This window comes from Streptomyces sp. NPDC086787 (assembly GCF_044745865.1).
In the GTDB taxonomy this organism is placed as follows: Bacteria; Actinomycetota; Actinomycetes; order Streptomycetales; family Streptomycetaceae; genus Streptomyces.
In genome coordinates this window covers 371,050-395,846 of the sequence record NZ_JBIVBC010000006.1, presented here as the reverse complement: position 1 = coordinate 395,846, position 24,797 = coordinate 371,050, and the positions used below count along the sequence as shown (strand labels likewise).

The window sequence follows — 24,797 nt, the reverse complement described above, 5'->3', positions numbered from 1 at the left end:
CCCCGGGAACGGAATCCCCGCGTGATCAGAGGTTGTTCCTGTGGTGTTGCCCTCGTGCCCCTCGCTCACGTCCTGCCGCCCCTCGGTGACGTTCGGTCAAGCCTGGCTCATGTCCTGGGAGTTGTACTGCGCGTCCTTGCGGAGGACGATCCTACGGTTGCAGCCCGGGGGCGCGGCAAGGGTCTCATGGGGACACGTGCGCGCGCGTGCGGTCCCAGTCCTCCGGGAGTGAAGGTACAGCCCAGGACGGATCCGGGCGCCAGTGCTGCCAGCCTTCGCTGAACGGAGGCCCCCAGGCGCCGATCACCTCCACCGCGGCCCGGCCCGCCGCACGTACCTGTTCGGCGAGCTCGGCGTCCATCAGCCCGTCGCGCTGGGCCTGCGCGAACTCGTCCTCGTCCCGCCAGTGCCAACTGCGGTCCGGGTGGACGGAGATGTCCAGAAACCAGTCCTCGGAGTCCACCCCGCCGTCCCAACGTGACAGCGGCTGCTCAAGATTGACGTACCAGTTCTTGAACCGCCAGCCCGGATCCCAGAACAGCCACACCGACCAGGGCTCGCCGGGCCGGGCCAGCTTGAGCACGCCGGTGCCGAACCAGCGGTCCCGCTGCACGGTGCGCGGCTTGGTGTAGCGGGACTCCAGAGGCTCCACATGCACCGGGGTGCCGTCGGCGAGCACCGGCTTCACGCACTCGGTTCCCGGCGCCAGCCACACGGCGAGCACCTCCTCGTCGTCCCGTACGACCGTGACGGGGCGCGCGATGTGCAAGCGCTCGCCGGCGTTCTCCCGGTAGCGCCACAGGATGTGGCCGCCGGCTTCCCAGAAACCTGCCTCTTGTGACACGCCTCTCACCGCTTCACCGTCTGCCATGCACAGATATTAGAGTCACAGGCATACGACGCCGCGATGCGCGTCACGGTTCTGCGGTGTCAGGGGCGAGTCATGCGCAGCACGTCCAGCGCCGCGTCGAGCTGCTCCGCGGTCAGCAGGCCACGCTCCACATACCCGTTCTCCAGCACGACCTGACGGATCGTCTTGCGTTCCGCGAGCGCCTTCTTGGCCACCTTCGCGGCCTCCTCGTACCCGATGTACTTGTTGAGCGGGGTCACCACCGAGGGTGACGACTCGGCGTACTCGCGGGCCCGCTCCCGGTCGGCGGTGATCCCGTCGACGGTCCGGTCGGCCAGCAGCCGCGACACGTTGGCGAGCAGCCGGACCGACTCCAGCACGTTCTTCGCGATCACCGGCAGCATCACGTTCAGCTCGAAGTTCCCGGCGGCACCGGCGGTGGTGATGGTCACGTCGTTGCCGATGACCTGCGCGCAGACCATCAGGACGGCCTCCGGGACGACCGGGTTGACCTTGCCGGGCATGATCGAGGAGCCGGGCTGGAGGTCGGGGAGCCGGATCTCGGCGAGCCCGGTCCGCGGACCCGACGCCATCCACCGCAGATCGTTGGCGATCTTCGTCAGCCCGACCGCGATGGTCCGCAGCTGCCCGCTGGTCTCGACGATCGCGTCCCGCGCACCCTGCGCCTCGAAGTGATCGCGCGCCTCGGTCAGCGGCAGCCCCGTGGCCCGTGCCACCTCCTCGATCACGGCGGCGGAGAACCCGGGCGGGGTGTTGATCCCGGTGCCGACCGCGGTACCGCCCAGCGGCAGCTCGGCCAGCCGCGGCAGGGAGGCCCGCAGCCGCTCCACGCCGTACCGCACCTGAGCCGCGTATCCGCCGAACTCCTGCCCCAGGGTCACGGGAGTCGCGTCCATCAGATGGGTCCGCCCCGACTTCACGACGTCCGCGAACTCCCCGCCCTTGCCCTCCAGGGCACCAGCGAGGTGCTCCAGGGCGGGGACCAGGTCACGGGTGACGGCGGCGGTGGCGGCGATGTGGATGGACGACGGGAAGACGTCGTTGGAGGACTGCGAGGCGTTGACATGATCGTTGGGGTGCACGTCCCGCCCGAGCCGCTCGCTCGCCAGCGTGGCGACGACCTCGTTGGTGTTCATGTTGGACGAGGTCCCCGACCCCGTCTGGAACACGTCCACCGGGAAGTGCTCGTCCCACTTCCCCTCGGCCACCTCCAGCGCGGCCTCCTGAATCGCCCCGGCCACGTCCTGGTCGAGCACCCCGAGCCCGGCGTTCACCTTCGCCGCGGCCCCCTTGATGCGCGCGAGTGCCTCGATGTGGGCCCGCTCGATCCGCTGCCCGGACACCGGGAAGTTCTCGACGGCCCGCTGTGTCTGCGCCCGCCACTTGGCGCTCGCGGGGACACGGACCTCGCCCATGGAATCGTGCTCGATGCGGTATTCGCTCATGCCGGGTACAGCGACGGGGGCGCGGCAGTTGTTCCGGGGGCCGGGGGCGGCGGGGGTGCGATCCATTCCCGACCGCCCCCGGCCGCCCGCAAGGCACTACGCGAGCCCGGGCCCCCGCACCGGGATCGAGGTGAACGTCGGCGCCGGGGCGGGATCCTGGAAGAAGTCGTTGCCCTTGTCGTCCACGACGACGAACGCCGGGAAGTCCTCGACCTCGATCTTCCAGACCGCCTCCATGCCGAGCTCCTCGTACTCGACGACCTCGACCTTCTTGATGCAGTCCTGCGCGAGCCGAGCGGCCGGTCCGCCGATCGACCCGAGGTAGAAGCCGCCGTGCGTACCGCACGCGTCGGTGACCTGCTTGCTCCGGTTGCCCTTGGCCAGCATCACCCGGGAGCCGCCCGCCGCCTGGAACTGCTCCACGTAGGAGTCCATGCGCCCGGCCGTGGTCGGCCCGAAGGAACCGGAGGCGTAACCCTCGGGCGTCTTGGCCGGACCCGCGTAGTACACCGGGTGGTCCTTCAGGTACTGCGGCATGTCCTCGCCGGCGTCCAGCCGCTCCTTGATCTTGGCGTGCGCGATGTCACGCGCCACGACCAGCGGCCCGGTGAGCGACAGCCGGGTCTTGACCGGGTACTTGGTCAGCTCGGCGAGGATGTCGTCCATCGGCTGGTTCAGGTCGATCCGGACGACGTCGTCGTCGGACGCGTCGAGCTGCTCGTCGGTGGTCTCCGGCAGGAACCGCGCCGGGTCCGTCTCCAGCTGCTCCAGGAAGACACCCTCGGCGGTGATCTTCGCGACGGCCTGCCGGTCGGCGGAGCAGGACACCGCGATGGCGACCGGGCAGGAGGCGCCGTGCCGGGGCAGCCGGATCACCCGGACGTCGTGGCAGAAGTACTTGCCGCCGAACTGCGCGCCGATGCCGATCTTCTGGGTGAGCTCGAAGACCTTCTCCTCGAGCTCCTTGTCCCGGAAGCCGTGCCCCAGCTCGGACCCCTCGCCGGGAACCTCGTCCAGGTAGTGCGCGGAGGCGTACTTCGCGGTCTTCAGCGCGTACTCCGCGGAGGTGCCGCCGACGACGATCGCCAGGTGGTACGGCGGACAGGCCGCCGTACCGAGCGAGCGGATCTTCGCCTCCAGGAACTTCATCATGGAGGCCTCGTTCAGGACGGCCTTGGTCTCCTGGTAGAGGAAGGACTTGTTGGCGGAGCCGCCGCCCTTCGCCATGAACAGGAACTTGTACGCGCCGCCGTCGGTGGCGTACAGCTCGACCTGAGCCGGGAGGTTGGAGCCGGTGTTCTTCTCCTCCCACATGGTGAGCGGAGCCATCTGCGAGTACCGCAGGTTGAGCTTGGTGTAGGCGTCGTAGATGCCGTGCGACAGGTGCTTCTCGTCCTGGCCCTCGGTGAGGACGTTCTGGCCGCGCTTGCCCATGACGATCGCCGTGCCGGTGTCCTGGCACATCGGGAGCACGCCGGCGGCCGCGATGTTCGCGTTCTTCAGCAGGTCGAGGGCGACGAACTTGTCGTTGCCCGACGCCTCGGGGTCGTCGATGATGCGGCGCAGCTGGGCCAGGTGGGCCGGGCGCAGATAGTGCTGGATGTCGTGGATGGCCTCGGCGGCCAGCTTGCGCAGCGCCTCCGGCTCCACCCTGAGGAACGTGCGCCCGTCGGCCTCGAAGGTGGAGACACCCTCGGAGGTCACCAGCCGGTACGGGGTGGTGTCCTCTCCCATGGGGAGCAGGTCGGTGTACGCGAACTCAGGCATCGTTGCCCACATTCCTCACTAGACAGACGGCGGCCCGTCGGCACGGACGAGCCGTCCCAGGGTAGAACCTGCCGCGGAACGCGAGCTTGTGAGGTAAGGCTCAGTTCACGCGGCGCCCGCGTGCACACGGCACACGACACACGCAGGTGTCCACACCCCTAGTCGCGATCTATCGCGTTTCGCTACGCTGCTCTCGTGGACCTACAGAAGCATGCGGAGCCCGCCGAGCACGCGGAGCTGCGCGCCTCGGACGCCGACCGTGACCGTATCGCCGACATCCTGCGCGACGCCCTCGCCGAAGGGCGCCTGACCCCCGACGAGCACGCCGAGCGCGTGGAGGGGGTGCTGAACGCGAAGACGGTCGGCGAGCTGGAGGTCTTCATACGGGACCTGCCCGCCGCCCATGAGCGCGCACACGCCCCGGCCTACACGCCCGTGCCGCCGCGTCCGGCGCCGGGCGCGATACCGGCCGAGGCGGACGCCAGCGTGGTCGCGGTGTTCAGCAGCGCCGTGCGCCGGGGGCGCTGGCGCGCCGGCCGCCGCCTGCACGCGTATGCCGTGTTCGGCTCGGTGGAGATCGACCTCAGCGAGGCGATCTTCGAGTACCAGCAGGTTGTGATCAAGGCGGTTTCGGTCTTCGGCGACGTTCAGATCCGGGTGCCGGAGAACGTGTCGCTGCGCGGTACGGGCGGCGGTGTCCTCGGCAACTTCGAGGTGGACACACTGGATTCGGTCGAGTCCGAGGCTCCGGTGGTCTACGTGGACGGGTGGGCCGTGCTGGGCAATGTGGAGGCCCGGCCGCGGCGCGGAAAGGTCGTCGCGGACATCCTCGACCGTGTTCAGCGGAAGGTCGACAGAAAGCTGCGCAAGCACCTCGACCGCTGACCGTGGTGCGACGGTCGGTGAGCGGGCGCAAACGGGCCGGATGCGGAGTTTCCCGGTGTCCGCTCGGGCCGCCGCGCGGGGTCGTGAACAAGCCGCCGCGCTCTTGGGGTTGGGAACGCTGTGCATAGGCGCGCGCACAGCGGGTAGGGCTGCTGCATCGTCTCTCGCTCGCGAATCCGTCGTCAGGAGTAGACCCGTGCCGCATCCGCCGCATTCGTCCTTGCAGGTAGCAGCCGTTCCGTCCCAGCGGGTGCCGCCGCGGGACAGGGACCAGGACGCGCCCTGGCACACCGAGGCGGTGTGCCGCCGTGACGAGGCGGGCCTGTTCTTTGCGCCGTCCAAGGAACCGACCGCTGCCCGGCTGTCCCGCGAGGAGGCGGCCAAGCGGGTCTGTGCCCGTTGTCCAGTGATGGTCGAGTGCCGCGAGCACGCGTTGCTCCAGCCCGAGCCGTACGGCGTCTGGGGCGGCCTCACCGCCGCCGAGCGCCGCGTGGTCCTCGCCCGGCGCCGCCGCCGCGACCTGGAACTCCAGAAGACGAGCACGGCCGGCCGGATAGCCGCGGCCGGATAGCCGGCCCGACAGCCCCGGCCGGACAGCCCCGGCCCTGGCCGGGCATCCCTGGCGGGCGGACACGACAGAGCGCCCCCGCCGCACCGGGGGCGCCCCTTGTGTTGCCCTGTGACTCCGACCGGGCTACTTCGCGCGGTCGAAGTCGACGGCGCTGTAGGCGCGCAGCTTGCGCAGCCGGTGCTCGGAGTCGATCCGGCGGACCGTGCCCGACTTCGAGCGCATCACGATCGAGTCCGTGGTCGCCGCGTCGCCGCGGTAGCGCACACCGCGCAGCAGCTCGCCGTCGGTGATGCCGGTGGCGACGAAGAAGACGTTGTCGCCGGAGACCAGGTCGTCCGTGGTGAGGACCCGGTCGAGGTCGTGCCCGGCGTCGATGGCCCGCTGCCGCTCCTCGTCGTCCTTGGGCCACAGCTTGCCCTGGATGGTGCCGCCGAGGCACTTCACGGCGCAGGCCGAGATGATGCCCTCCGGCGTACCGCCGACGCCGAGCAGCAGGTCCACGCCGGTGCCCTCGCGCAGCGCGTAGATCGAGCCGGCGACATCGCCGTCGGAGATCAGCTTGATGCGGGCGCCGGCCTCCCGCACCTCCTTGATGATGCCCTCGTGCCGCGGCCGGTCGAGGATGACGACGGTGACGTCCTCGGGCGCCGACCGCTTGGCCTTGGCGATCCGGCGGATGTTGACGGCCACGGGGGCGTCGATGTCGACGAAGTCGGCGGCCTCGGGCCCGGTGACCAGTTTGTCCATGTAGAAGACGGCGGACGGGTCGAACATCGAGCCGCGGTCGGCCGCGGCCAGGACCGCGATGGCGTTCGGCATGCCCTTGGCGGTCAGTGTGGTGCCGTCGATCGGGTCCACGGCGATGTCGCACTCGGGCCCGGTCCCGTCACCGACCCGCTCCCCGTTGAAGAGCATCGGCGCCTCGTCCTTCTCACCTTCGCCGATGACGACGACGCCGTTCATCGACACGGTGTGGACCAGGGTTCGCATGGCGCGCACCGCGGCGCCGTCGGCGCCGTTCTTGTCGCCGCGCCCGACCCAGCGGCCGGCAGCCATCGCGGCGGCCTCGGTCACCCGGACGAGTTCCAGGGCGAGGTTGCGGTCGGGAGCCTCGGAGGGTACTTCGAGCTCGGACGGCAGGTGATGATTCTCGGTCATCGGAGCGCACCTTTCTGATACGACGACGGCCGGATGAGGGTTCCCTCACGACTCTATCGTTAGGCTGACAAAATGAGCAGGGGCCCCCACGGATGAGCGCACCGGGCACCTGCGACGATAGGGGGCGTGGCAGGTTCGAACGGCAAGCAGAAGACGGTCCGGGACATGATTCTCTCCCTGGGCCTCATCGGGGTCGCGGCGGGTTTCGTGTACTTCTTCATTCCGCACGAGGACCGCGCTCCCGACCTCCAGCGGGTGGACTACCAGGTGGAGCTGTCCACCGCCCGCCGTGCGGCGGACTACCCGGTGGCCGCGCCCGAGGGCCTGCCGGGCACCTGGAAGGCGACCTCCGTGCGTTTCCAGGGGGCGAACTCCGACCGCTGGCACCTGGGCTTCCAGAACCCCGACGGTGAGTACGTGCAGATCGAGCAGTCCACTCAGAAGCGCGCGGAGTTCATCGACACGGCCAGCCAGGGCGCGAAGGCGACCAAGGTCACCGAGAAGCTCGGCGACCGCACCTGGACGCGCTACACGGGTGGCCGCTACGACGCCCTCGTGCTTGAGGACACGCCCGGCTCCACGACGGTGGTGGCGGGCACGGCGCCGTTCGCGCAGCTGGTGAAGATGGCGGAAGCGCTGAAGATGGCGTGAGCCGAAGACCGCGTGAGCAGGACCGCGTGAGCCGAAGACCGCATGAGAAGAGGCCCCCGACGCCGTTGGCGGGGGCCTCTTCTCGGTCTCTGGGAGTGTCAGACGGTGGTGACGACGTCGTCGTACGCCAGGCGCGGCGAGCGCGGGAACCAGGCGGCCTCGCCCGGCTTGCCGATGTTGACGACCATCAGCGGGGTGTGGTCGCCGTCCAGGAACTCCTTGCGGACGCCCGCGAAGTCGAGTCCGGTCATCGGGCCGGCGGCCAGGCCGGCCGCGCGGACGCCGATGATGAAGTACGCGGCCTGGAGGGCGGCGTTCATCGCGGCGGAACCCTCGCGGACCGGGCGCTCGGAGAAGAAGGCGTCCTTGGCGGCCGGGAAGTGCGGGAAGAGGGCCGGCAGCTCCTCGTGGAACTCGTTGTCCGCGGAGAGGATCGCGACCAGCGGCGCGGTGGCCGTCTTCGGCTGGTTGCCCTCGGACATGTGCTTGACCAGCCGCTCACGGGCCTCGGGGGAGCGGACCAGGGTGATGCGCAGCGGGGACTGGTTGAAGGCGGTCGGGCCGTACTTGACGAGGTCGTAGATCGCCTGGACCTGCTCCTCGGTCACCGGCTCGTCGGTGAACGTGTTGGCGGTGCGGGCCTCGCGGAACAGCAGGTCCTGGGCGGCGGGGTCAAGAACGAGAGACATGGGGGGAACTTCCTTGAATGCGTGTCCGGTCCCGGAATGCCGGACCCGGCTTACACGCCTCAAGGTACGCCGATGAAGTTCAACCTTCAACTAAGGGTGGGGTGCGGTGACCCGCTTCACATCCGTCCGTCGCCCTGGTCCGACTCCTCGGCCGCGTCCTCCTCGGCCAGCGCGGCGTCCAGCCGGGCCCGCGCCCCCTCGAGCCAGCGCCGGCACACCTTGGCCAGCGTCTCACCGCGCTCCCACAGTGCCAGGGACTCCTCCAGTGTCGAACCGCCCGCCTCCAGCCGCCGTACGACCTCGATCAGCTCGTCCCGCGCCTGCTCGTAACCGAGCGCCTCGTCGACGTTGCCGGTATTGCCGGTCATCCATCCACCTCTTCACCTTGAGAATCGTCTTCGTCCGGGGAGTCGACGCGTACGGAGAACTCGCCCGCGGCGACCCGGGCCCGCAGCGCCTCGCCCGCCGTCACCTCGTCCGGGCCGCGCACCGCGTGGCCGTCGGACCGCTGGAGCACCGCGTACCCGCGCTTGAGCGTCGCCGCGGGGGAGAGGGCCACCACGCGCGCGTGCGTGTGCGAAAGCTCCGACTCCGCGCGGTCGAGCAGATGCCCGAGGGTGCGCCGGGAGCGCTCGGCCAGCGACGTGACCTGCTCCTCGCGCACCTCGATCATGCGGTGCGGATCCTCCATCGAGGGCCGGGCGAGCGTGTGGGCCAGGCCCCGCTCCTCCCGCTCGACAAGGGCCCGCGCGCACCGCCGCGCCCGGTCGCGCAGCATGCGCACCCGCTCCAGCTCCTCGCCGACGTCCGGCACGACCCTCTTGGCCGCGTCCGTCGGAGTCGAGGCCCTCAGGTCGGCGACATGGTCGAGCAGCGGGTTGTCCGGCTCGTGCCCGATGGCGGACACCACCGGCGTACGACAGGCGGCCACCGCGCGCACGAGCTGCTCGTCGGAGAAGGGCAGCAGGTCCTCCACACTGCCGCCGCCGCGCGCGACGATGATCACATCGACGTCCGGCATCCCGTCGAGCTCCTGCACCGCGCCCACGACCTGCGGGACCGCGTACACCCCCTGCACCGGGACGTTGCGCACCTCGAAGCGGACGGCGGGCCAGCGGTGGCGGGCGTTCTCCAGGACGTCCCGCTCGGCCGCGGAGGCCCGGCCGCAGACCAGCCCGACGAGCTGGGGCAGGAACGGCAGCGGCTTCTTCCGCTCCGCGGCGAAGAGCCCCTCCGCCGCGAGCGACTTCTTGAGCTGCTCCAGCCGGGCCAGCAGCTCCCCGACGCCCACCGGCCGTATCTCGGCGGCCCGCAGCGACAGCTGCCCCCTCGGGGCGTACCACTCGGGCTTCGCGTGGACGACGACCCGGGCGCCCTCGCCCACGACGTCCGCGACGGCGTCGAAGACCTGCCGGTAGCAGGTGACGCCGACCGAGATGTCGTGCGAAGGGTCACGCAACGTCAGAAACACCACCCCGGCGCCCGGCCGCCGCGACAACTGCGTGATCTGCCCCTCGACCCACACCGCCCCGAGCCGGTCGATCCAGCCACCGATGAGCCGCGACACCTCGCCGACGGGCAGCGGAGTCTCCGCGGACGTGTTCACAGCCATGCGCCCGAGCGTATCGGCCGGTTGTGACAACGCGGCCCGTGCCCGACGGCGCGCGTGGCGGTCGTCGGGCCCGCCCGGAACCCGGGTTCCACCCGCGCCCTTACGATGGGGAGCATGACTGCTTCGCCTGGCCGCCGTGTCCTGCTCGCCGCCCCCCGTGGCTACTGCGCGGGTGTGGACCGCGCCGTGATCGCCGTCGAGAAAGCCCTCGAACAGTACGGGGCGCCGGTCTACGTCCGGCACGAGATCGTCCACAACAAGTACGTCGTGCAGACCCTGGAGAAGAAGGGCGCGATCTTCGTGGAGCGCACGGAGGAGGTGCCGCCCGGGAACATCGTCATGTTCTCCGCGCACGGCGTCGCCCCCGTCGTGCACGAGGAGGCCGAGCGCGGCCGCCTCGCCACCATCGACGCGACCTGCCCGCTGGTCACCAAGGTCCACAAGGAAGCCATCCGCTTCGCCAACGAGGACTACGACATCCTCCTGATCGGCCACGAGGGCCACGAGGAGGTCATCGGCACCTCCGGCGAGGCCCCCGACCACATCCAGCTCGTCGACGGCCCCGAGGACGTCGCCAAGGTGGAGGTCCGCGACCCCTCCAAGATCGTCTGGCTGTCGCAGACCACGCTCTCCGTGGACGAGACGATGGAGACGGTGGACGCCCTCAAGGAGAAGTTCCCGCAGCTCATCAGCCCGCCGAGCGACGACATCTGCTACGCCACGCAGAACCGTCAGCTCGCGGTGAAGCAGATGGGCGCCGAGGCCGAGCTCGTCATCGTCGTCGGTTCCCGCAACTCCTCGAACTCCGTGCGGCTGGTCGAGGTCGCCAAACTGGCCGGCGCCCGCGACGCCCACCTGGTGGACTTCGCCGACGAGATCGACGAGAGCTGGCTGGAGGGCGTGACCACGGTCGGCGTCACCTCGGGCGCCTCCGTCCCGGAGGTCCTCGTCGAGCAGGTCCTGGAATGGCTCTCCGCGCGCGGCTACGCCGATGTGGAGATCGTGAAGGCGGCCGAGGAGTCGATCACCTTCTCCCTGCCCAAGGAACTGCGCCGTGACCTGCGCGACGAGGCGGCGGCACTGGTCGCCGGGCGCGGCGGATCGGGTACGGCGGAAGCGTGACCGCCGGTACGTTCCGGGCGTGACTGTCAGTCGCACGTCGTAACGTGGAGACATGCAGATCTTCGGCGTGGACATCGGCGGATCCGGGATCAAGGGCGCTCCTGTGGACCTGGAGCGGGGCGATTTGGCGGAGGAGCGCTTCAAGGTGCTCACTCCGCACCCGGCGACGCCCGACAAGGTGGCCGACGGCGTGAAGGAGGTCGTCGAGCACTTCGGCTGGACGGGCCCGGTCGGGCTCACGTTCCCGGGCGTGGTCACCGGCGGTGCCACGATCCGCACGGCGGCCAACGTGGACAAGAGCTGGATCGACACGGACGCGCGCGCGTTGTTCAGCGGCCGCCTCGGCGGTCACGACGTCACGGTGGTCAACGACGCGGACGCGGCCGGCGTGGCCGAGATGAACTTCGGCGCCGGCCGGGACCGCAAGGGCACGGTCATCCTGCTGACCTTCGGCACGGGCATCGGGAGCGCCCTGTTCGTGGACGGCACCCTGGTCCCGAACACCGAGCTGGGCCACCTCGAGCTGCACGGCCACGACGCGGAGAAGCGCGCCTCCAGCAAGGCCAAGGAGGACAACGACCTGACGTGGGAGCACTGGGCCCGCCGGGTCCAGAAGTACCTCGCGCACGTCGAGATGCTGTTCTCCCCCGAGCTGTTCATCATCGGCGGCGGGGTGAGCCGTAAGTCCGACAAGTTCCTGCATCTCATCGAGGGCATCAGGGCGGAGATGATCCCCGCGCAGCTCCAGAACAACGCGGGGATCGTCGGGGCGGCCATGCACGCGGCGAAGCAGGACTGACCGGCGGCTCAGGTCCGTCGTCGGCGTCTGATCAGCCGGACCCTGCGGACGAGCACGATCACACCGGCGACGAGCGTCCCGCCGTACAGCCACCCGGCCTGCGTGGCGAGCGAGGTCACCAGGCCCATCAGCTGCCCGGCGGTCCCGCCGCCGCCCTCGGCGACGGGCAGCAGCCCCACGGCGAAGGCGATCGGGACCACCACGGGCGCGGTCATCAGATCGCCCCCGCGCACCCACAGCGCGGTGAGCGCGCACACGGGCAGGAACAGCACGCCGTACACCGCCGGGGATCCACCGAACAGCAGCGCGTCCAGACAGCCCAGCAGGAACATCACCGCGCCGCAGAACAGCCCGCCGCCGAGCCCGGTGAGTCGGGGTTGCGGCATGCGCTGCCCCTGACCCGCCGGGCGGGGCGCCCCCTGGGCGGGCCGGCGCATGCCCTCGGGGCGGCGTCTTGTCTGCGGCGGCAGTGGTGCTCTGGGCGTGCCGCGTCGCGGTCCGTGCTGCGGGGGTCGCGTCCTGTGTTGCTCCACTGGACCAACTTAGGTCTGTTTATGTGCCCAATCGCGCCTGAGACACGCCGTTGGACAGAGCTTGCCCGGACGTTCGACGCGACCGCCTGGGCCGGGCGCGGCACGCCGTAAACTGGGGGATCGGCCGGTCCCCTGGCCCTCCTGGCCCCTCCACCTACGGGAAGTCGTAACGTGTCGCTCACGATCGGAATCGTCGGTCTGCCGAATGTCGGCAAGTCGACCCTGTTCAACGCCCTGACCAAGAACGACGTGCTCGCGGCCAACTACCCGTTCGCCACGATCGAGCCCAACGTGGGTGTGGTCGGCGTCCCGGACCCCCGTCTGACCAAGCTGGCCGAGGTCTTCTCCTCGCAGCGGGTCCTCCCGGCGACCGTCGACTTCGTGGACATCGCCGGCATCGTGCGCGGCGCCTCCGAGGGCGAGGGCCTGGGCAACAAGTTCCTCGCGAACATCCGCGAGTCCGACGCGATCTGCCAGGTCATCCGTGCCTTCAAGGACGAGAACGTCGTGCACGTCGACGGCAAGGTCTCGCCGAAGGACGACATCGAGACGATCAACACCGAGCTGATCCTCGCGGACCTCCAGACGATCGAGAAGGTCCTGCCGCGTCTCCAGAAGGAGTCGCGCATCAAGAAGGACATCGCGCCCAAGGTCAAGGCCGTCGAGGAGGCCAAGGAGATCCTGGAGAAGGGCGACACGCTCTTCACGCACGGAGTGGTCCAGGGCAGCGAGCGCGCCGAGCTCCTGCACGACCTGCACCTGCTCACCACGAAGCCCTTCCTCTACGTCTTCAACGTCGACGAGGACGAGCTGACGGACGAGGACTTCAAGAACGAGCAGCGCGCCCTGGTCGCCCCCGCCGAGGCGATCTTCCTGAACGCCAAGCTCGAGGCGGACCTCGCCGAGCTCGACGAGGACGAGGCCCTGGAACTCCTCCAGTCCGTGGGCCAGGAAGAGCCCGGCCTCGCCACCCTCGCCCACGTCGGCTTCAACACCCTCGGCCTCCAGACCTACCTCACGGCCGGCCCGAAGGAATCCCGCGCCTGGACGATCAAGAAGGGCGCCACCGCCCCCGAGGCCGCCGGTGTCATCCACACCGACTTCCAGAAGGGCTTCATCAAGGCCGAGGTCATCTCCTTCGCCGACCTGGTGGAAACCGGCTCGGTGGCCGAGGCCCGCGCGAAGGGGAAGGCGCGGATGGAGGGCAAGGAGTATGTGATGCAGGACGGGGATGTGGTGGAGTTCCGCTTCAATGTTTAATTGAAATTTCAATCAAAATTCCTGCTCTGTAGAGGTGCAGGTCAAGAGGGGCCCGTCAACATAAGACGGGCCCTTCTGCGGCTCCGGCGAGGGTCGGACGGCGCAATGGGCGCTGGACGCTGCTCCGGAGGGCCGTCGATCTTGTCGTGATCGGTTCATTTGCCAGAGCCGAGCACACGGTTAGGCATAAGCTGAGAGGTCTTGTCACAGGTGAGGGCCGGATGTGGCCTGGTCGAGGAGGGCGGGTATGAGCGGGCAGGCACGACATCGTGAGCAAGTCCCGGAGCAGCTGAAAGCAGCGGCTCGCAAATCGCCCAACTTCGGGCGGCTCTACGCGATGCAGCCCCTGTTGGCGATCTACGGCGCGCAGGCCGAGCAGTCCGTCTTCACCAACCCCAACGTCTCGTACGTCGCCTCCGGCCAGTTCGGCGAGTTGCTCGCCGCGGAGCTGGTGCAGCGGGCCGGGGTGCGCATCGAGGGAACCCGGCAGGTCGACCGACTGGCTGGGCTCCAGCGCGCCGGCCTGCTCCCCGGCCGCACCAGAGATGCCTTCGACACCCTCCGCCGTGGCCGCAACGACGCCGCGCACAACCATCTCTTCGACACCAGCAAGGCCCTCAAGGCCGTCGAACTCTGCTTCCAACTCGGCCAGTTCTTCTCCCGCGCGATCGACAACGTACGAGAGATCGCCGCGTTCGTACCGCCCCAGCTGCCGAGCGAGGTGGCGGGCGGATCCGCCGAGCTGGCCGAGCTCCGCGAGGCGCTCGGTCACTACCGGCGCACTCTCGCCGAGTCTCAAACCCGCCTCAGCCAATTCGGTGACCGGTTGGAGGCCGAGCGACGTGGCCGGGAGGAGGCCGAGCGGCTGACCGAGGCGGCCGAGCGGGCCCGTGCCGAGTCCGAGGCGGAGGTAGCCCGACACCGGGACGAAATCGAGCGGCTCCGGCGTGCTTACCAGGACCGTTATGACCAGGCGCGCCTCAAGCCCCGGCCGGTCACCGTCAATGCCCGTGAGGCGATCGTCGAGCGCGCTCAGAAGCCCGAGCCGCTCAACGAGGTGCAGGCCCGCGTCCGCATCGACGAGATGCTCACCCAGGCGGGCTGGACGGTCCAGAACTACGGCGACCTCAACCCGCTCGCCTCGCAGGGCGTCGCGGTCCGCGAGTTCACCCTGGCCACCGGCCGTGCCGACTACGTTCTCTACGTCGATGGCATGATCGTCGGTGTCATCGAGGCCAAGCGCGAGGGCACAGCCCTGGCCGGCGCCCTCGCGCAGAACGAGCGGTATGCGGGCGGCGTTCTCAAGGAACACTCCATGGCGGTCTGGCGTGAGCAGGAACCCTTCGCCTTTCGCTATGCCACCACCGGCGCCGAGACGTTCTTCCTCAACCGCCTCGACCCGCACGCCCGCTCCCGCCCGGTCTTCGCCTTCCACCGCCCGGAGTCCTTCGCGGCCTGGATGAAGCGCGCCACCGAGCACCCGGACACCCCCACCTTCCGGGCCGCCCTGCGCACCGCGCTGCCGGTATTGGAGTCGCACGACCTGCGTACCGCGCAGGAAGAGGCGGTCGTCGGCCTGGAGAGTTCACTCGCTCAGGACAAGCCGCGCGCGCTGATCCAGATGGCCACCGGCGCGGGCAAAACCTACACCGCAGTCACCGAGTCGTACCGGCTGCTCAAGCACGCGCGTGCGCGCCGCATCCTCTTCCTCGTCGACCGCAACAACCTCGGCCGCCAGGCCAAGGCCGAGTTCGACCGCTACAAGACACCGGACGAGAACCGCAAGTTCACCGACCTCTACAACGTCGACTCGCTCGGCCGGTCCGGTCTCCAGGAGACGTCCTCCGTCGTCGTCTCCACCATCCAGCGCATGTACGCGCTCCTCAAGGGGGAGCCGCTGGAGGACACCGCCGAGGCAGAGGACCGCGAGGACTCCTCCACCCTCGACGAGAACTACATGACCGACCGCCCGGTCACCGTCGAGTACAACCCGGCCGTCCCGATCGAGTCCTTCGACTTGATCGTCATCGATGAGTGTCACCGCTCCATCTACGGCCTGTGGCGCGGTGTCCTGGACTACTTCGACGCCCACCTGGTCGGCCTCACCGCCACCCCGACCCGCCAGACCAAGGGCTTCTTCGACGGCAACATGGTCTCCGAGTACACCTACGAACAGGCCGTCGCCGACGGCGTCAACGTCGACTTCGACGTGGTCACCATGGACTCCTCGATACGGGAGGACGGCGGCGCGAAGATCGACAAGGGAACGACGGTCCGTATCCGCGACCGTAAGACCCGCGCCCAGCGTTACGAGGAACTGGACGAGGACTTCACGTATACAGTCGGCCAGATCGGCCGCACAGTGATCGCCGAGGACGAGATTCGGGCCGTCCTCACCGCGTACAAGAACAACTGGCAGCGCTGGTTCCCGGGCCGGACCGAACTGCCCAAGACGCTGGTCTTCGCGGCGAGCGACGACCACGCGGACGAGGTGTTGAGGCAGGTCAAGGAGGTCTTCGGGCGCGGAGACGCCTTCGCCAAGAAGATCACCTATCGCTCCCGGGACAAGGGCGACGACCCCGAGCAGCTCGTCAACGACCTGCGGAACTCGCCGCTGCTACGGGTCGCCGTCACGGTCGACATGATCGCCACAGGCACGGACGTCAAGGCCCTGGAGTGCGTGATATTCCTGCGGGCCGTTCGCAGCCCCGTCCTCTTCGAGCAGATGAAGGGACGCGGCGCCCGCACGATCGACGCCGACGACCTGAAGGCGATCACCCCGGACCCGGCCGCCGACCTCGCCAAGGACCGTTTCGTCCTGGTCGATGCGGTGGGCGTGACCGCCTCTCCGCTGGTCGACACCCGCCCGATGCTGCCGCCGGACGGCGGCAACCTCAGCCTGACCAAGCTGATGGACAAGGCGGGCAGTCGCTCGCTGACGGCCGAACAGGCCGAGACGCTCGGGCGCCGGCTGGCCCGGCTCGACCGCAAGCTCACCAAGGAGGATCGGCAGCGGATCGAGCAGGCGTCGGGCGGGGTGCCACTCGCGGACATGGTCCGGAAGATCACCGACGCGGTGGACGTCGACACCCAGGACCGGGCATACCGGGAGGGCGGCGCGGACCACGCGCGGCGGCTGGTCCACGACTCGGTCGAGACCCTGACCACCCACCCGGAACTGCGGAAGCTGATCATCGGCATCAAGCAGCAGCACGACCTCACGTACGACGCGACGACCGAGGTCACGCTGAAGATGAACGAGGTCCCGAGGGAGGAGCGGGCGGCGAAGGAACTGGCGGAATGGCGCCAGCTCCTGGACAGCCGCAAGCGCGACGAGGCGGCGGCGGAGGCGATCGCCCTCCAGGTGATCCTCGGCAGCGGATCGCGGGTCCGGCCGCAAGAGGCGCGGGCCCACCTGAAGGAACTGATGGCGGCCATCAAGGCGACCAAGCGGACCTGGACACCGAAGGTCATCTGGGACCACTACGAGCTGGTCGGCGAGGCGGCCGAATCACTGTCGAAGACGGCCGGCCTGGGCGACCTCATGAACCTCGTCCGCTACACGCTCGGCGCGGACGACCAGCTTCGCCCGTACCGTACCGTGGTCGAGGAGCGCTTTGAGGGTTGGCTGCTGCGGCAGACCCAGGCGGGTGCGCAATTCACGGATGACCAGCTGTGGTGGCTGCGCCGAATCAAGGACGCGATCGTGGTCGACCTGGGCATGGAACGCGAGGACTTCGGCCACATGCCGTTCTCCGAAAAAGGTGGTGGCCCGGGCTTCGCGAATGCCTTTGGTGGCAGGAACCAGGCACTGGAACTGTTGGACGAGCTGAATCGAGAATTGGCTTGAGTGAGGGAATGCGCGGATTGCCTGAAGGGTGGGTGCGCAAAACGCTTGGAGAGCTGGGTGTTGAGGCGCAACCTGGGTTTTCTAGCGGCAAGCACAGTAGGGACAATCATGGGGTGATGCATCTCAGGCCGATGAATATCACACGCGAGGGAGTCCTCGACAAGGAGGACGCTAGGTATGTGATAGACGATTCGGATCGGCGTGTGCGAAGAGGGGACGTACTGTTCAACAACACAAACAGTCCCGTTCTCGTAGGGAAGACCGCCTGGGTCGACTCGCCTGAGCCTCTTGCGTACTCGAATCACATGACGCGCCTTCGTGGATCTGGCGTGTTGGATGGAAAGTTCCTTGCGGTCCAGCTGCATTTCTTGTGGTCCACGAATTACTTTCGGTCTGTTCTCAATAATCATGTTAACCAGGCAAGTGTTTCTCGAAAGAGACTGCTGGAGACTTCAATCGTAGTGCCTCCGATTGCCGAGCAGCTCCGCATCGTCGAGGCTCTTGAAGAAAAGTTCTCTCGGCTCGACGCGGCAAGCGCGGTACTGAACATGGTGGGGTCGAAGGGATTTGCCCTACGTAAGCGGATGGTCAGTGCTGTCATCGGCGGGCAAAGGCGAACTGCGGGCAGTGAAGATGACGTGACGCAATTCCTCTCACAAGTAGATAAGCAGGTTGCGCGCGTGGCAGGAAAGAAGCGTTGGGCGCAAGTTCGGAATCCTGAAGCAACCGGGCTATATGGGATCCCTCCGGGATGGTCTTGGCGCACCCTAGGGTCGCTTTGCCTGGATATTCAGTACGGAACCTCGGCGAAGACGTCGCCGAAAGTGAACGCCGACGATGTTCCGGTGATCAGGATGGGCAATATTCAGGGTGGGGAACTGGATCTAGAGGATCTCAAGTTCCTTCCTGTTAATCACGCGGACGTCGAGAAATGCATCCTTCGAGATGGAGATCTGCTCTTTAATCGGACCAACAGTGCTGAGCTGGTAGGGAAGTCGGCTGTATTTCGAGTGAAGATGGGGCCTGCGGTATATGCCTCATACTTGATTCGATGCCGTTTCGCCGACGGTATTGACCCGGACTGGGTTAACGCGGTGGTGAACAGCAATTTTGGTCGTCGATACATTGCTTCGGTGGTGACGCAGCAGGTCGGTCAGGCGAATGTCAACAGTGCCAAAATGGCGTTGATGCCAATTCCGGTCCCACCGCCAGCCGAGCAGCGGGAGGCGCTGAAGGTCCTGCGTGACTGGGAGTCGGCACTGACCCACCCGCAATTGGCGGCTGCAGCGGCGGTGAAGCGCGCCGAAGGGCTGAAGTCAGCGATCCTGCGGAAGGCGTTCAACGGAGACTTGGTTCCACAAAACCGTTCTGACGAGCCCGCCGCCACGCTCCTTGCCCGCATCACCGCCGAGCGCGAGGCCACCACGCCCGTCCGTAAAGCGGCCAAGCGGGCTGCTCGCCCGCGTAAGGCGACCGCTGCCGCCGCGGCGACGAAGGCTGCGCCCGCTCCAACCCCCGCCCCCTCCGCCTCTGTTCAGCAGGAGTTGTTCGACCAGTGACCGCGCTCGCATCCGATACCGCCACCGCGGACGACGCTGCTACGCCCTCGTCCGACAACGTCCCCCTCACCGAGACGCCCAAGTCCAAGAAGGCCGCCGCGCAGACCAACACGCTGGTCGCGAAACTCTGGAACTACTGCAATGTTCTCCGTGACAACGGCATGTCCACCATCGAGTACGTCGAGCAGCTCTCGTACCTGCTCTTCCTGAAGATGGTCGACGAGATCGAGAACGACGAGTGGGGGGGTGGCCGCGACCTCAGCGACCTTGTGCCCGCCGACTACAACTGGAAGTCGCTGGTCAGCAAGCGCGGTCCCGAGCTCGAAGCGCACTACCGCGCCATCCTGGAACACCTCGGCCGCAAGCCCCACACCACCATCGGCACGATCTTCGCCGACGCCCAGAACCGGATCACCAAGCCCGCACTGCTCGAAAAGCTGGTCGTCGAGCTGATCGGCCGCGAGGAGTGGACGGTCACCGGGACCGACCTCAAGGGCGACGCGTACGAGGGCCTGCTCGCCAAGGGCGCCTCGGACACCAAGACCGGCGCCGGCCAGTACTTCACCCCGCGTGCGCTCATCGACGCCATGGTGGACGTGACCCGGCCAGGTCCGGAGGACACCATCACCGACCCCGCCTGCGGCACCGGCGGCTTCCTGATCGCGGCGCACGCGTACGTCACCCGGCACCACGTCCGGGACATGGACATTGACGCCCGTAAGGCGTACGACAGCGGGTCCAAGATCTGGGGCAACGAGCTGGTCACCGGCACGGCCCGCCTTGCCGCCATGAATATGTTGCTGCACGGCATCGGCAAGAGTGACGGCCCGAGCCTGATCGACGTCGGCGACGCGCTCGCTGAGAAGCCGAGCGGGCGGCACGCCTCCCTCGTCCTCGCTAACCCGCCCTTCGGACGGAAGTCCGCGATCACTGTGATCGGCCAGGACGGCGAGGTGGAGAAGGAGGACGTGCAGTACGACCGTGACGACTTCACGGCCACCACGACCAACAAGCAGCTCAACTTCCTTCAGCACATCATGTCGTTGACGGCAGTCAACGGCCGGGCCGCCGTCGTTCTCCCGGACAACGTCCTCTTCGAGGGCGGCGCGGGTGAGAAGGTCCGCCGTAAGTTGCTCGACGAATTCGACCTGCACACGATCCTGCGCCTGCCCACCGGCATCTTCTACGCGGGCGGTGTCAAGGCCAACGTCCTGTTCTTCGACAAGAAGCCCCCGCGCGCCGACGGCAAACCGCACACCACCGTCACCTGGGTCTACGACTTCCGCACCGGCCAGCACTTCACCATGAAGCAGCGCCCGCTGACCCGTGCCCATCTGGACGACTTCGTCGCCCGGTACAAGGCAGGTGAGCCGCTGACCGCCCGCGTCGCGGACGAGGACGAAAACGGCTGCTGGAAGCCGTACACGTACGAGGACTTGATCGGGCGCGACAAGGTCAACCTCGACATCACGTGGATGAAGGACCCGGCCCTGGAGGACGCGGACAGCGACCTGGAGCCGGAGGTCATCGCTGAGGAGATCGTGCGCGATCTTCAGTCCGCCCTGGCCGAGTTCACGGCCATCGCGAAGTCCTTGGGCGCGGATGTTGATGTACCGGAGGCCGAAGAGGTCTGACGATGGCCGGAAGGCTGGCGTCACCGCGCTGGAGGGCCGCAATGCTGAGTGCCTTGCGGCCCTGGGCTTTCTCCCGCGACCCCATACGTATCGCGGGGCGCTCCAAAAACCTGCTGTAAGGAAGTGAAGGGCCGGATCCGGAGCTGAACCGATCAGATCGAGCCACAAACCGACCGTGATCCGCAAGCCGCTTGACCGACCTCTGTGCAGTACAGGGAACATTAGGAGTCCACGTTCAGGAGTTCTCCGTCCTCCCTACGCGCCGTACAGAGGTATGCATGGCCATCGCGCACCCCCAGACCCGTCAGTTCGAATCGTTCGTCACGAACTTGTCGTACGCACGCAAGATGGTGCGAGCCGGGCAGGCGCTGGAGGTGCTCAGCCCCAAGGGCATCGACACCGCCGATTTCTACCGCGCCGCCTGGGTGCAGTCCATCGCCGCCCTCGAACACTGGGTACAGGAAGAGGTGTTGCGCCGGGTCGCCGAGGAAGCTGCCAAGGACGATCCGGACATGCCGCGTAAGCTGCGTGATTACCCGTTGCCGCTGCACTGCGTGGAGCAGGTGCAGCGGGGCGAGACGACCACAGCCGAGTTGGTCGCGGAACGGGTGCGCCAGGACATCGCCCACCAGACCCTGCAGAACCCGGACGCCATCGCGAAGGTGATGGCGCTCGTTACCGATGTCAAGGTGTGGCGGGAGGCGGCGAAGTGGGTCAACCGGTGGAGCCAGTACCGGACTTCATACGACGAAAAACGGCTGCGCGGCCAGTACGTCCTGCTGCTCCGCCGCAGAAACCAGATCGCACACGACGCGGATCTGATCGATGGCGACCTCAAGCAGCGCCGTCCGATCGGCGAGCCTGATGTCACGGATGCGCTGAACTGGATCGAGCGGATTGCGCTCGCGCTCGCATATGCGCTGGAGGGGGACGCGTCCAAGCTCCCAGCACATTCGATTCCGGCCCCGGCTCAGACCGAGAATTCGGAAGCGCAGGTGGAGATCAACCAGGCGTCGAACGAATAATCGCGATCTCGATCCCTGCGAATTCGTTTTCGGGCGCCTCAGCTGCGAAGGTGCGCGCTGGGAGCCCACACGGGTCGAGTAGCTGATGCACGACGCCGACCTGGTGGGCATCCAGCCCTTGCCTTTCTGGATCCCCCCGCAGGCTGGTTGTAGGGGCTCATTGGTTGCTAGACGGTGCGGATGACCGGGGCGGGTTTGATGTCCTGGGCGTCGATGAGGGCGTGGATGTCGTTTGGGTCTGAGGTCCAGATGATGGCGCCGAGGCTGGCTGCCATGGTCACGACGGTGGCGTCGACGATGTCGGAGGTGCCAGCCTTGCCGCAGAGGGCGCCTGCGGTTTTGGCGGTCTCGAGGCCGACGGGAACGACGTGGCATCCGGCGAGGAACTTGCCGAGCCTGACCTGGCGGCGGGAGTCTCGCCATGCCTGGCTGACGACGACGGATGGGACGTGGATGTCCCGTCCGTCTTCGAGGGCGAGGCTGTGTCGGGCCCACATGTGTCGGTCGTCGTTGTCGATGGCGATGAGGACCCCGGCGTCGTACAGGTAGGGGATGTTCATGCGGCCGAGGCTCCCGAACTGCTGAGGTACTCGGCGTCGGCGGCGGCAAGGTCCGCGCGGGCGGCGGCGAGCTCTTCGGGGGTGAAGGCGCCGTTTTCTGCCTGCCACTCCTGAATGACGGCCCGGCCGGCCCGCAGGCGCAGCTCGCGTTCGGCTGCTCCGGCGACGAGACGGGAGAGCGGGATGCCTTCTTCCTCGGCGGCTCCGGCCAGGGCTTCGACCAGGGATTCGTCGAGAGTGATAGTCACCTTCTTGGTAGCCATACATAAACCATAGCGCGGTATGGCCTTCGATGCTGGTGTACGGAGCACGTGCCGACAAGCGCGGAGGGTGTGAGCGCATCCAGCGATGAGGGTCTCGCCGATCCGATGGCCCGCAGGACCGTGGGGAGGCTGGGTCCTCATTCGCCGGAAAGAGGGGTTTGGCGGTGAAGCCCTTGCCGTCCGTGAGGCGGCGGTGCACGGTTTCGAGCACGGGTCGGGCAGAGGGTCACGGGGGCTTGAGGTGGCGAGCGTCTTTCAGAGGTGCAAGAAGGACGTCCGGGACCGGAACTTTCCCTGTGATCGTCCGCGGTGTCGGCATGGGTGGACGGTGCGGTACCGGGAGCCGGGCGGTAGGCGCGGGCGTCAGCGGGAGAGGTCGTTTTCCCGTCGGGTGGGTGCGGATGGTGCGGACGCTTTCGCCGACAAGGTCGAGAACGACAAGAAGGCCAGAATTCGCTTTGACCCCGCGCGAGGGCTTGTGGCGTTGCGAGTCTGGGCTCAGGAGTGGCTGGAGAGACAGGTTGTCGGTGAGTCCACGCGCCGCAACTACGAAGGGTTCATCCGTAACCATCTCGGGCCGCGCCTGGGACGGAAGACGCTGGCCGGACTGGTGCGACGCGACTTCGAGGAGTTCGCCAAGGACCTGCATGCCTCCGGTGAGGGGTTGGCGGTCTCCACGGTCAATGACCGGATGGTCATGGTGGCCGCCATCATGGAGGCGGCCGTCGTCGACAACCGCATCACGGAGAACCCTGCCCGAGGCATCCGGATATCCCGTCGGGATGCTGTGGCAGTGGACGAGGACGCAGTGCCGACACCAGCCGAGGTGGATCTGATTGCTGGGCACATCACGTCACAGTTTCGCCTCGCCGTCTACCTTCAGTCCGGCACAGGCCAGCGACCAAGCGAGGCCCTGGCCTTCTCCACCGAGTGCAGGCGGTCTGGCTTCGTCAGGATCCGATGGCAGGTGAGTGCCAAGGCGCACCACGAGGACTGCCGGACACCCTTCGTCCCCCTGAAGCATCGACTGGAGAAGGAGTGCCGAGACATCCCCACCGCCCTGTTCGTCGAGCAGGAAATTGATGCCCATCTCCGCAGGTGGAAGCCGGTGCCCGTGGTTTTTACTGGGCAGAAGGGCAAGCGGATTCGACTCGAGACCTTCTTCGCCCCGCGTCAGCCTGGCGCCGGGGTGATGCCGTCCATCGCGTCCTACGGCCACCAGTTCAAGAAAGCATGCCTCCTGGCCGGCCTGGTCGATCTGGACGGCAAGGCCAAGTACACGCCTCGCAGCCTGCGGCACTTGCAGCGCTCCATGCGGCCCGTGACACCGGACGTGACGTCCCTGTCGCCAGAGGAGGCGAGCTCGAGCGCCTGCAACCAGGCTGTGTAAGCGTACGAGGGCTGGCTGGCCTGCGTGGTGCTGGGATAGAACGCCCGTGCTGGGATGGTGCTGGGACGCCCTCTACGAAACGCTCGTTTCTGCAGGTGGGAGCTCTGCACTACAGATTCCGCTTCAACGTGTAGCGGCTGACGTATCACCGCGTCGCTGATCTAGCAAACATGCAGGTCAGAGAGGGTCCGGCTCTTCGGGGTCGGGCCCTTAGTTTTTCCCGTGCTGGGATGGTGCTGGGATAGCTGACCCCTCGTCACCTGTCGTCATCCCTGGTCATCCGTACCGTGCTGGGATTGTGCTGGGATGGGATGGGGGTGCCCGTGCCGGGGTTTGCGCGAGCAGGGCACAGGCCGAGCTGTGAAGGTAGTGCGGGCGTGGCGTTTTTCCTACTCGTTTGACACAATCGGGGGCATGGCTGAGACGACGTACAGCATCGGGGAAGGCCCGGCGACGCGGGTGAGCCTGTCGCTGCCGGAGGGGACGGCGGAGGCGATCCGGGCGCGAGTGGGGAAGCGGGAGTTCTCCGCGTTCATCGCCGAGGCGGTCGAGCGTGAGTTGCGCGGGCAGGTCCTGGACGAGTACCTGGCGGACTACGAGAGCCGCAAGGGGCCGGTCTCCGAGCCGGCTCGTCAGCGGGCGCGGCAGGTCTTTGACGAGGTGTTCGCCGAGGAGGCCGAGTGGCCCGCCGCAGGCTGAGTCACGAGGGGACGCTCGTCCTGGACAGCGAAGGGCTCTCGAAGCTGCTCGCCGATGACGAGCAGGTGGTGGCTCTGATCGCTGAGGCGCGCTCGCGCGGCATGGAGGTCGTGATCAGTGCGCTCACCATCATCGAGGCCGTCCATGCCCGTACGAACAAGTCCCGCCTGAACTGGGTGCTTTCCGGGCTGCGGGTCGTCCCGGTCGGTGACGAAGAGGCAAGGGCGGCCTCGAAGCTGCTGATGAATTCCGGGTTGCACGGACACAAGTACGCGATCGATGCGGCCGTCGCCGAGGCCGCGCTGCGACAGCACCGCCCCGTGGTCATGCTGACTTCCGACATTGACGACATGACCAAGCTGTGCGGCGAGCGGGTCCGGCTTGTGGCGGTGTGATTTCCCCTGGTCCGGCTCAGTAGGAGCGGGGTCCGTAGGGGCTCCAGTGGCCGAGGAAA

General features: G+C 67.7%; 23 protein-coding genes. 13 read left to right on the top strand and 10 right to left on the bottom strand.

Annotated features, from left to right (window positions below):
- Positions 1-184 precede the first annotated feature (184 nt).
- The 3 genes from ACIPK3_RS18215 to ACIPK3_RS18205 all read right to left on the bottom strand — a co-directional run bounded on the left by ACIPK3_RS18215 (position 185) and on the right by ACIPK3_RS18205 (position 4,083).
- The gene (locus tag ACIPK3_RS18215) at positions 185-871 is read right to left on the bottom strand and encodes a DUF402 domain-containing protein (protein ID WP_402570768.1); all 687 of its coding nucleotides are present in this window, start codon (positions 869-871) and stop codon (positions 185-187) included.
- A 59-nt stretch (positions 872-930) separates the two neighbouring features.
- Entirely contained in the window at positions 931-2,316 is a 1,386-nt protein-coding gene (locus tag ACIPK3_RS18210) for a class II fumarate hydratase (protein WP_402570766.1), read from the bottom strand.
- Between the two features lie 96 nt (positions 2,317-2,412).
- Complete coding sequence (locus tag ACIPK3_RS18205) at positions 2,413-4,083, bottom strand: fumarate hydratase (protein WP_402570765.1); 1,671 nt, start codon at positions 4,081-4,083, stop codon at positions 2,413-2,415.
- Positions 4,084-4,278: 195 nt separating this feature from the next.
- Between ACIPK3_RS18205 and ACIPK3_RS18200 the strand changes: the two genes are divergently transcribed.
- Complete coding sequence (locus ACIPK3_RS18200) at positions 4,279-4,968, top strand: DUF1707 domain-containing protein (RefSeq protein ID WP_402570763.1); 690 nt, start codon at positions 4,279-4,281, stop codon at positions 4,966-4,968.
- Between the two features lie 196 nt (positions 4,969-5,164).
- Complete coding sequence (locus tag ACIPK3_RS18195; RefSeq protein ID WP_402570762.1) at positions 5,165-5,539, top strand: WhiB family transcriptional regulator; 375 nt, start codon at positions 5,165-5,167, stop codon at positions 5,537-5,539.
- A gap of 123 nt (positions 5,540-5,662) precedes the next feature.
- Here ACIPK3_RS18195 and glpX read toward each other — a convergent pair whose 3' ends face one another.
- The gene (gene glpX / locus ACIPK3_RS18190) at positions 5,663-6,697 is read right to left on the bottom strand and encodes a class II fructose-bisphosphatase (protein WP_402570760.1); all 1,035 of its coding nucleotides are present in this window, start codon (positions 6,695-6,697) and stop codon (positions 5,663-5,665) included.
- Positions 6,698-6,823: 126 nt separating this feature from the next.
- Between glpX and ACIPK3_RS18185 the strand changes: the two genes are divergently transcribed.
- Positions 6,824-7,348, top strand: a complete 525-nt coding sequence (locus ACIPK3_RS18185) for a DUF4245 domain-containing protein (protein ID WP_402570758.1) — start codon at positions 6,824-6,826, stop codon at positions 7,346-7,348.
- A gap of 98 nt (positions 7,349-7,446) precedes the next feature.
- Here ACIPK3_RS18185 and ACIPK3_RS18180 read toward each other — a convergent pair whose 3' ends face one another.
- The 3 genes from ACIPK3_RS18180 to xseA all read right to left on the bottom strand — a co-directional run bounded on the left by ACIPK3_RS18180 (position 7,447) and on the right by xseA (position 9,649).
- Positions 7,447-8,037, bottom strand: coding sequence for a malonic semialdehyde reductase (locus ACIPK3_RS18180; RefSeq protein ID WP_402570756.1), 591 nt, complete (start codon positions 8,035-8,037; stop codon positions 7,447-7,449).
- Between the two features lie 116 nt (positions 8,038-8,153).
- The gene (locus ACIPK3_RS18175; protein ID WP_402570754.1) at positions 8,154-8,405 is read right to left on the bottom strand and encodes an exodeoxyribonuclease VII small subunit; all 252 of its coding nucleotides are present in this window, start codon (positions 8,403-8,405) and stop codon (positions 8,154-8,156) included.
- Positions 8,402-9,649, bottom strand: a complete 1,248-nt coding sequence (gene xseA, locus ACIPK3_RS18170; protein WP_402570752.1) for an exodeoxyribonuclease VII large subunit — start codon at positions 9,647-9,649, stop codon at positions 8,402-8,404. The genes ACIPK3_RS18175 and xseA overlap by 4 nt, the downstream gene beginning before the upstream one ends.
- Before the next feature lie 105 nt (positions 9,650-9,754).
- Here xseA and ACIPK3_RS18165 point away from each other — a divergent pair, with 105 nt between their 5' ends.
- Together ACIPK3_RS18165 and ppgK are read left to right on the top strand one after the other, a co-directional pair.
- Positions 9,755-10,771 carry a 4-hydroxy-3-methylbut-2-enyl diphosphate reductase gene (locus ACIPK3_RS18165; protein ID WP_402570750.1) on the top strand — a complete coding sequence of 339 codons (1,017 nt, stop codon included), beginning with the start codon at positions 9,755-9,757 and terminating at the stop codon, positions 10,769-10,771.
- A gap of 52 nt (positions 10,772-10,823) precedes the next feature.
- Complete coding sequence (gene ppgK, locus ACIPK3_RS18160) at positions 10,824-11,570, top strand: polyphosphate--glucose phosphotransferase (protein WP_402570749.1); 747 nt, start codon at positions 10,824-10,826, stop codon at positions 11,568-11,570.
- Between the two features lie 8 nt (positions 11,571-11,578).
- On the opposite strand, the gene ACIPK3_RS18155 is transcribed toward ppgK, so the two are convergent.
- On the bottom strand, positions 11,579-12,103 hold the full coding sequence (locus ACIPK3_RS18155; RefSeq protein WP_402570747.1) for a DUF6542 domain-containing protein: 525 nt from the start codon (positions 12,101-12,103) through the stop codon (positions 11,579-11,581).
- A gap of 171 nt (positions 12,104-12,274) precedes the next feature.
- Here ACIPK3_RS18155 and ychF point away from each other — a divergent pair, with 171 nt between their 5' ends.
- The 5 genes from ychF (at position 12,275) to ACIPK3_RS18130 (ending at position 21,431) form a co-directional block, all read left to right on the top strand.
- Positions 12,275-13,363 (top strand): redox-regulated ATPase YchF, encoded by a 1,089-nt coding sequence (gene ychF, locus ACIPK3_RS18150; protein WP_402570745.1) that lies wholly within the window; start codon positions 12,275-12,277, stop codon positions 13,361-13,363.
- 247 nt (positions 13,364-13,610) lie between these two features.
- Positions 13,611-17,213, top strand: coding sequence for a DEAD/DEAH box helicase family protein (locus ACIPK3_RS18145; protein WP_402570743.1), 3,603 nt, complete (start codon positions 13,611-13,613; stop codon positions 17,211-17,213).
- 329 nt (positions 17,214-17,542) lie between these two features.
- The gene (locus ACIPK3_RS18140) at positions 17,543-18,772 is read left to right on the top strand and encodes a restriction endonuclease subunit S (protein WP_402570742.1); all 1,230 of its coding nucleotides are present in this window, start codon (positions 17,543-17,545) and stop codon (positions 18,770-18,772) included.
- Complete coding sequence (locus ACIPK3_RS18135; RefSeq protein ID WP_402570740.1) at positions 18,769-20,406, top strand: N-6 DNA methylase; 1,638 nt, start codon at positions 18,769-18,771, stop codon at positions 20,404-20,406. Before ACIPK3_RS18140 ends, ACIPK3_RS18135 begins: the two co-directional genes overlap by 4 nt.
- Before the next feature lie 278 nt (positions 20,407-20,684).
- Complete coding sequence (locus ACIPK3_RS18130; protein WP_402570738.1) at positions 20,685-21,431, top strand: hypothetical protein; 747 nt, start codon at positions 20,685-20,687, stop codon at positions 21,429-21,431.
- A 167-nt stretch (positions 21,432-21,598) separates the two neighbouring features.
- Here ACIPK3_RS18130 and ACIPK3_RS18125 read toward each other — a convergent pair whose 3' ends face one another.
- Together ACIPK3_RS18125 and ACIPK3_RS18120 are read right to left on the bottom strand one after the other, a co-directional pair.
- Positions 21,599-21,991, bottom strand: a complete 393-nt coding sequence (locus ACIPK3_RS18125; protein WP_402570737.1) for a PIN domain-containing protein — start codon at positions 21,989-21,991, stop codon at positions 21,599-21,601.
- The gene (locus ACIPK3_RS18120; protein WP_356785688.1) at positions 21,988-22,254 is read right to left on the bottom strand and encodes a hypothetical protein; all 267 of its coding nucleotides are present in this window, start codon (positions 22,252-22,254) and stop codon (positions 21,988-21,990) included. Before ACIPK3_RS18120 ends, ACIPK3_RS18125 begins: the two co-directional genes overlap by 4 nt.
- 391 nt (positions 22,255-22,645) lie before the next feature.
- On the opposite strand from ACIPK3_RS18120, the gene ACIPK3_RS18115 reads away from it, so the two are divergent.
- The 3 genes from ACIPK3_RS18115 to ACIPK3_RS18105 all read left to right on the top strand — a co-directional run bounded on the left by ACIPK3_RS18115 (position 22,646) and on the right by ACIPK3_RS18105 (position 24,738).
- Positions 22,646-23,644, top strand: coding sequence for a tyrosine-type recombinase/integrase (locus tag ACIPK3_RS18115; protein WP_402570734.1), 999 nt, complete (start codon positions 22,646-22,648; stop codon positions 23,642-23,644).
- Between the two features lie 414 nt (positions 23,645-24,058).
- A complete protein-coding gene (locus ACIPK3_RS18110; protein ID WP_006138089.1) occupies positions 24,059-24,343 on the top strand; it encodes a hypothetical protein in 285 nt (94 codons plus the stop codon).
- Positions 24,325-24,738 (top strand): DNA-binding protein, encoded by a 414-nt coding sequence (locus ACIPK3_RS18105; RefSeq protein ID WP_402570732.1) that lies wholly within the window; start codon positions 24,325-24,327, stop codon positions 24,736-24,738. The genes ACIPK3_RS18110 and ACIPK3_RS18105 overlap by 19 nt, the downstream gene beginning before the upstream one ends.
- Positions 24,739-24,797: the final 59 nt, after the last annotated feature.

Coding starts and splice junctions, on each gene's coding strand:
- ACIPK3_RS18110 (WP_006138089.1), top strand. CDS start 24,059: ATGGCTGAGACGACGTACAGCATCGGGGAAGGCCCGGCGACGCGGGTG.
- ACIPK3_RS18130 (WP_402570738.1), top strand. CDS start 20,685: ATGGCCATCGCGCACCCCCAGACCCGTCAGTTCGAATCGTTCGTCACG.
- glpX (WP_402570760.1), bottom strand. CDS start 6,697: ATGACCGAGAATCATCACCTGCCGTCCGAGCTCGAAGTACCCTCCGAG.
- ppgK (WP_402570749.1), top strand. CDS start 10,824: ATGCAGATCTTCGGCGTGGACATCGGCGGATCCGGGATCAAGGGCGCT.
- ACIPK3_RS18180 (WP_402570756.1), bottom strand. CDS start 8,037: ATGTCTCTCGTTCTTGACCCCGCCGCCCAGGACCTGCTGTTCCGCGAG.
- ACIPK3_RS18125 (WP_402570737.1), bottom strand. CDS start 21,991: ATGAACATCCCCTACCTGTACGACGCCGGGGTCCTCATCGCCATCGAC.
- xseA (WP_402570752.1), bottom strand. CDS start 9,649: ATGGCTGTGAACACGTCCGCGGAGACTCCGCTGCCCGTCGGCGAGGTG.
- ACIPK3_RS18165 (WP_402570750.1), top strand. CDS start 9,755: ATGGGGAGCATGACTGCTTCGCCTGGCCGCCGTGTCCTGCTCGCCGCC.
- ACIPK3_RS18175 (WP_402570754.1), bottom strand. CDS start 8,405: ATGACCGGCAATACCGGCAACGTCGACGAGGCGCTCGGTTACGAGCAG.
- ACIPK3_RS18205 (WP_402570765.1), bottom strand. CDS start 4,083: ATGCCTGAGTTCGCGTACACCGACCTGCTCCCCATGGGAGAGGACACC.
- ACIPK3_RS18145 (WP_402570743.1), top strand. CDS start 13,611: ATGAGCGGGCAGGCACGACATCGTGAGCAAGTCCCGGAGCAGCTGAAA.
- ACIPK3_RS18120 (WP_356785688.1), bottom strand. CDS start 22,254: ATGGCTACCAAGAAGGTGACTATCACTCTCGACGAATCCCTGGTCGAA.
- ACIPK3_RS18215 (WP_402570768.1), bottom strand. CDS start 871: ATGGCAGACGGTGAAGCGGTGAGAGGCGTGTCACAAGAGGCAGGTTTC.
- ACIPK3_RS18210 (WP_402570766.1), bottom strand. CDS start 2,316: ATGAGCGAATACCGCATCGAGCACGATTCCATGGGCGAGGTCCGTGTC.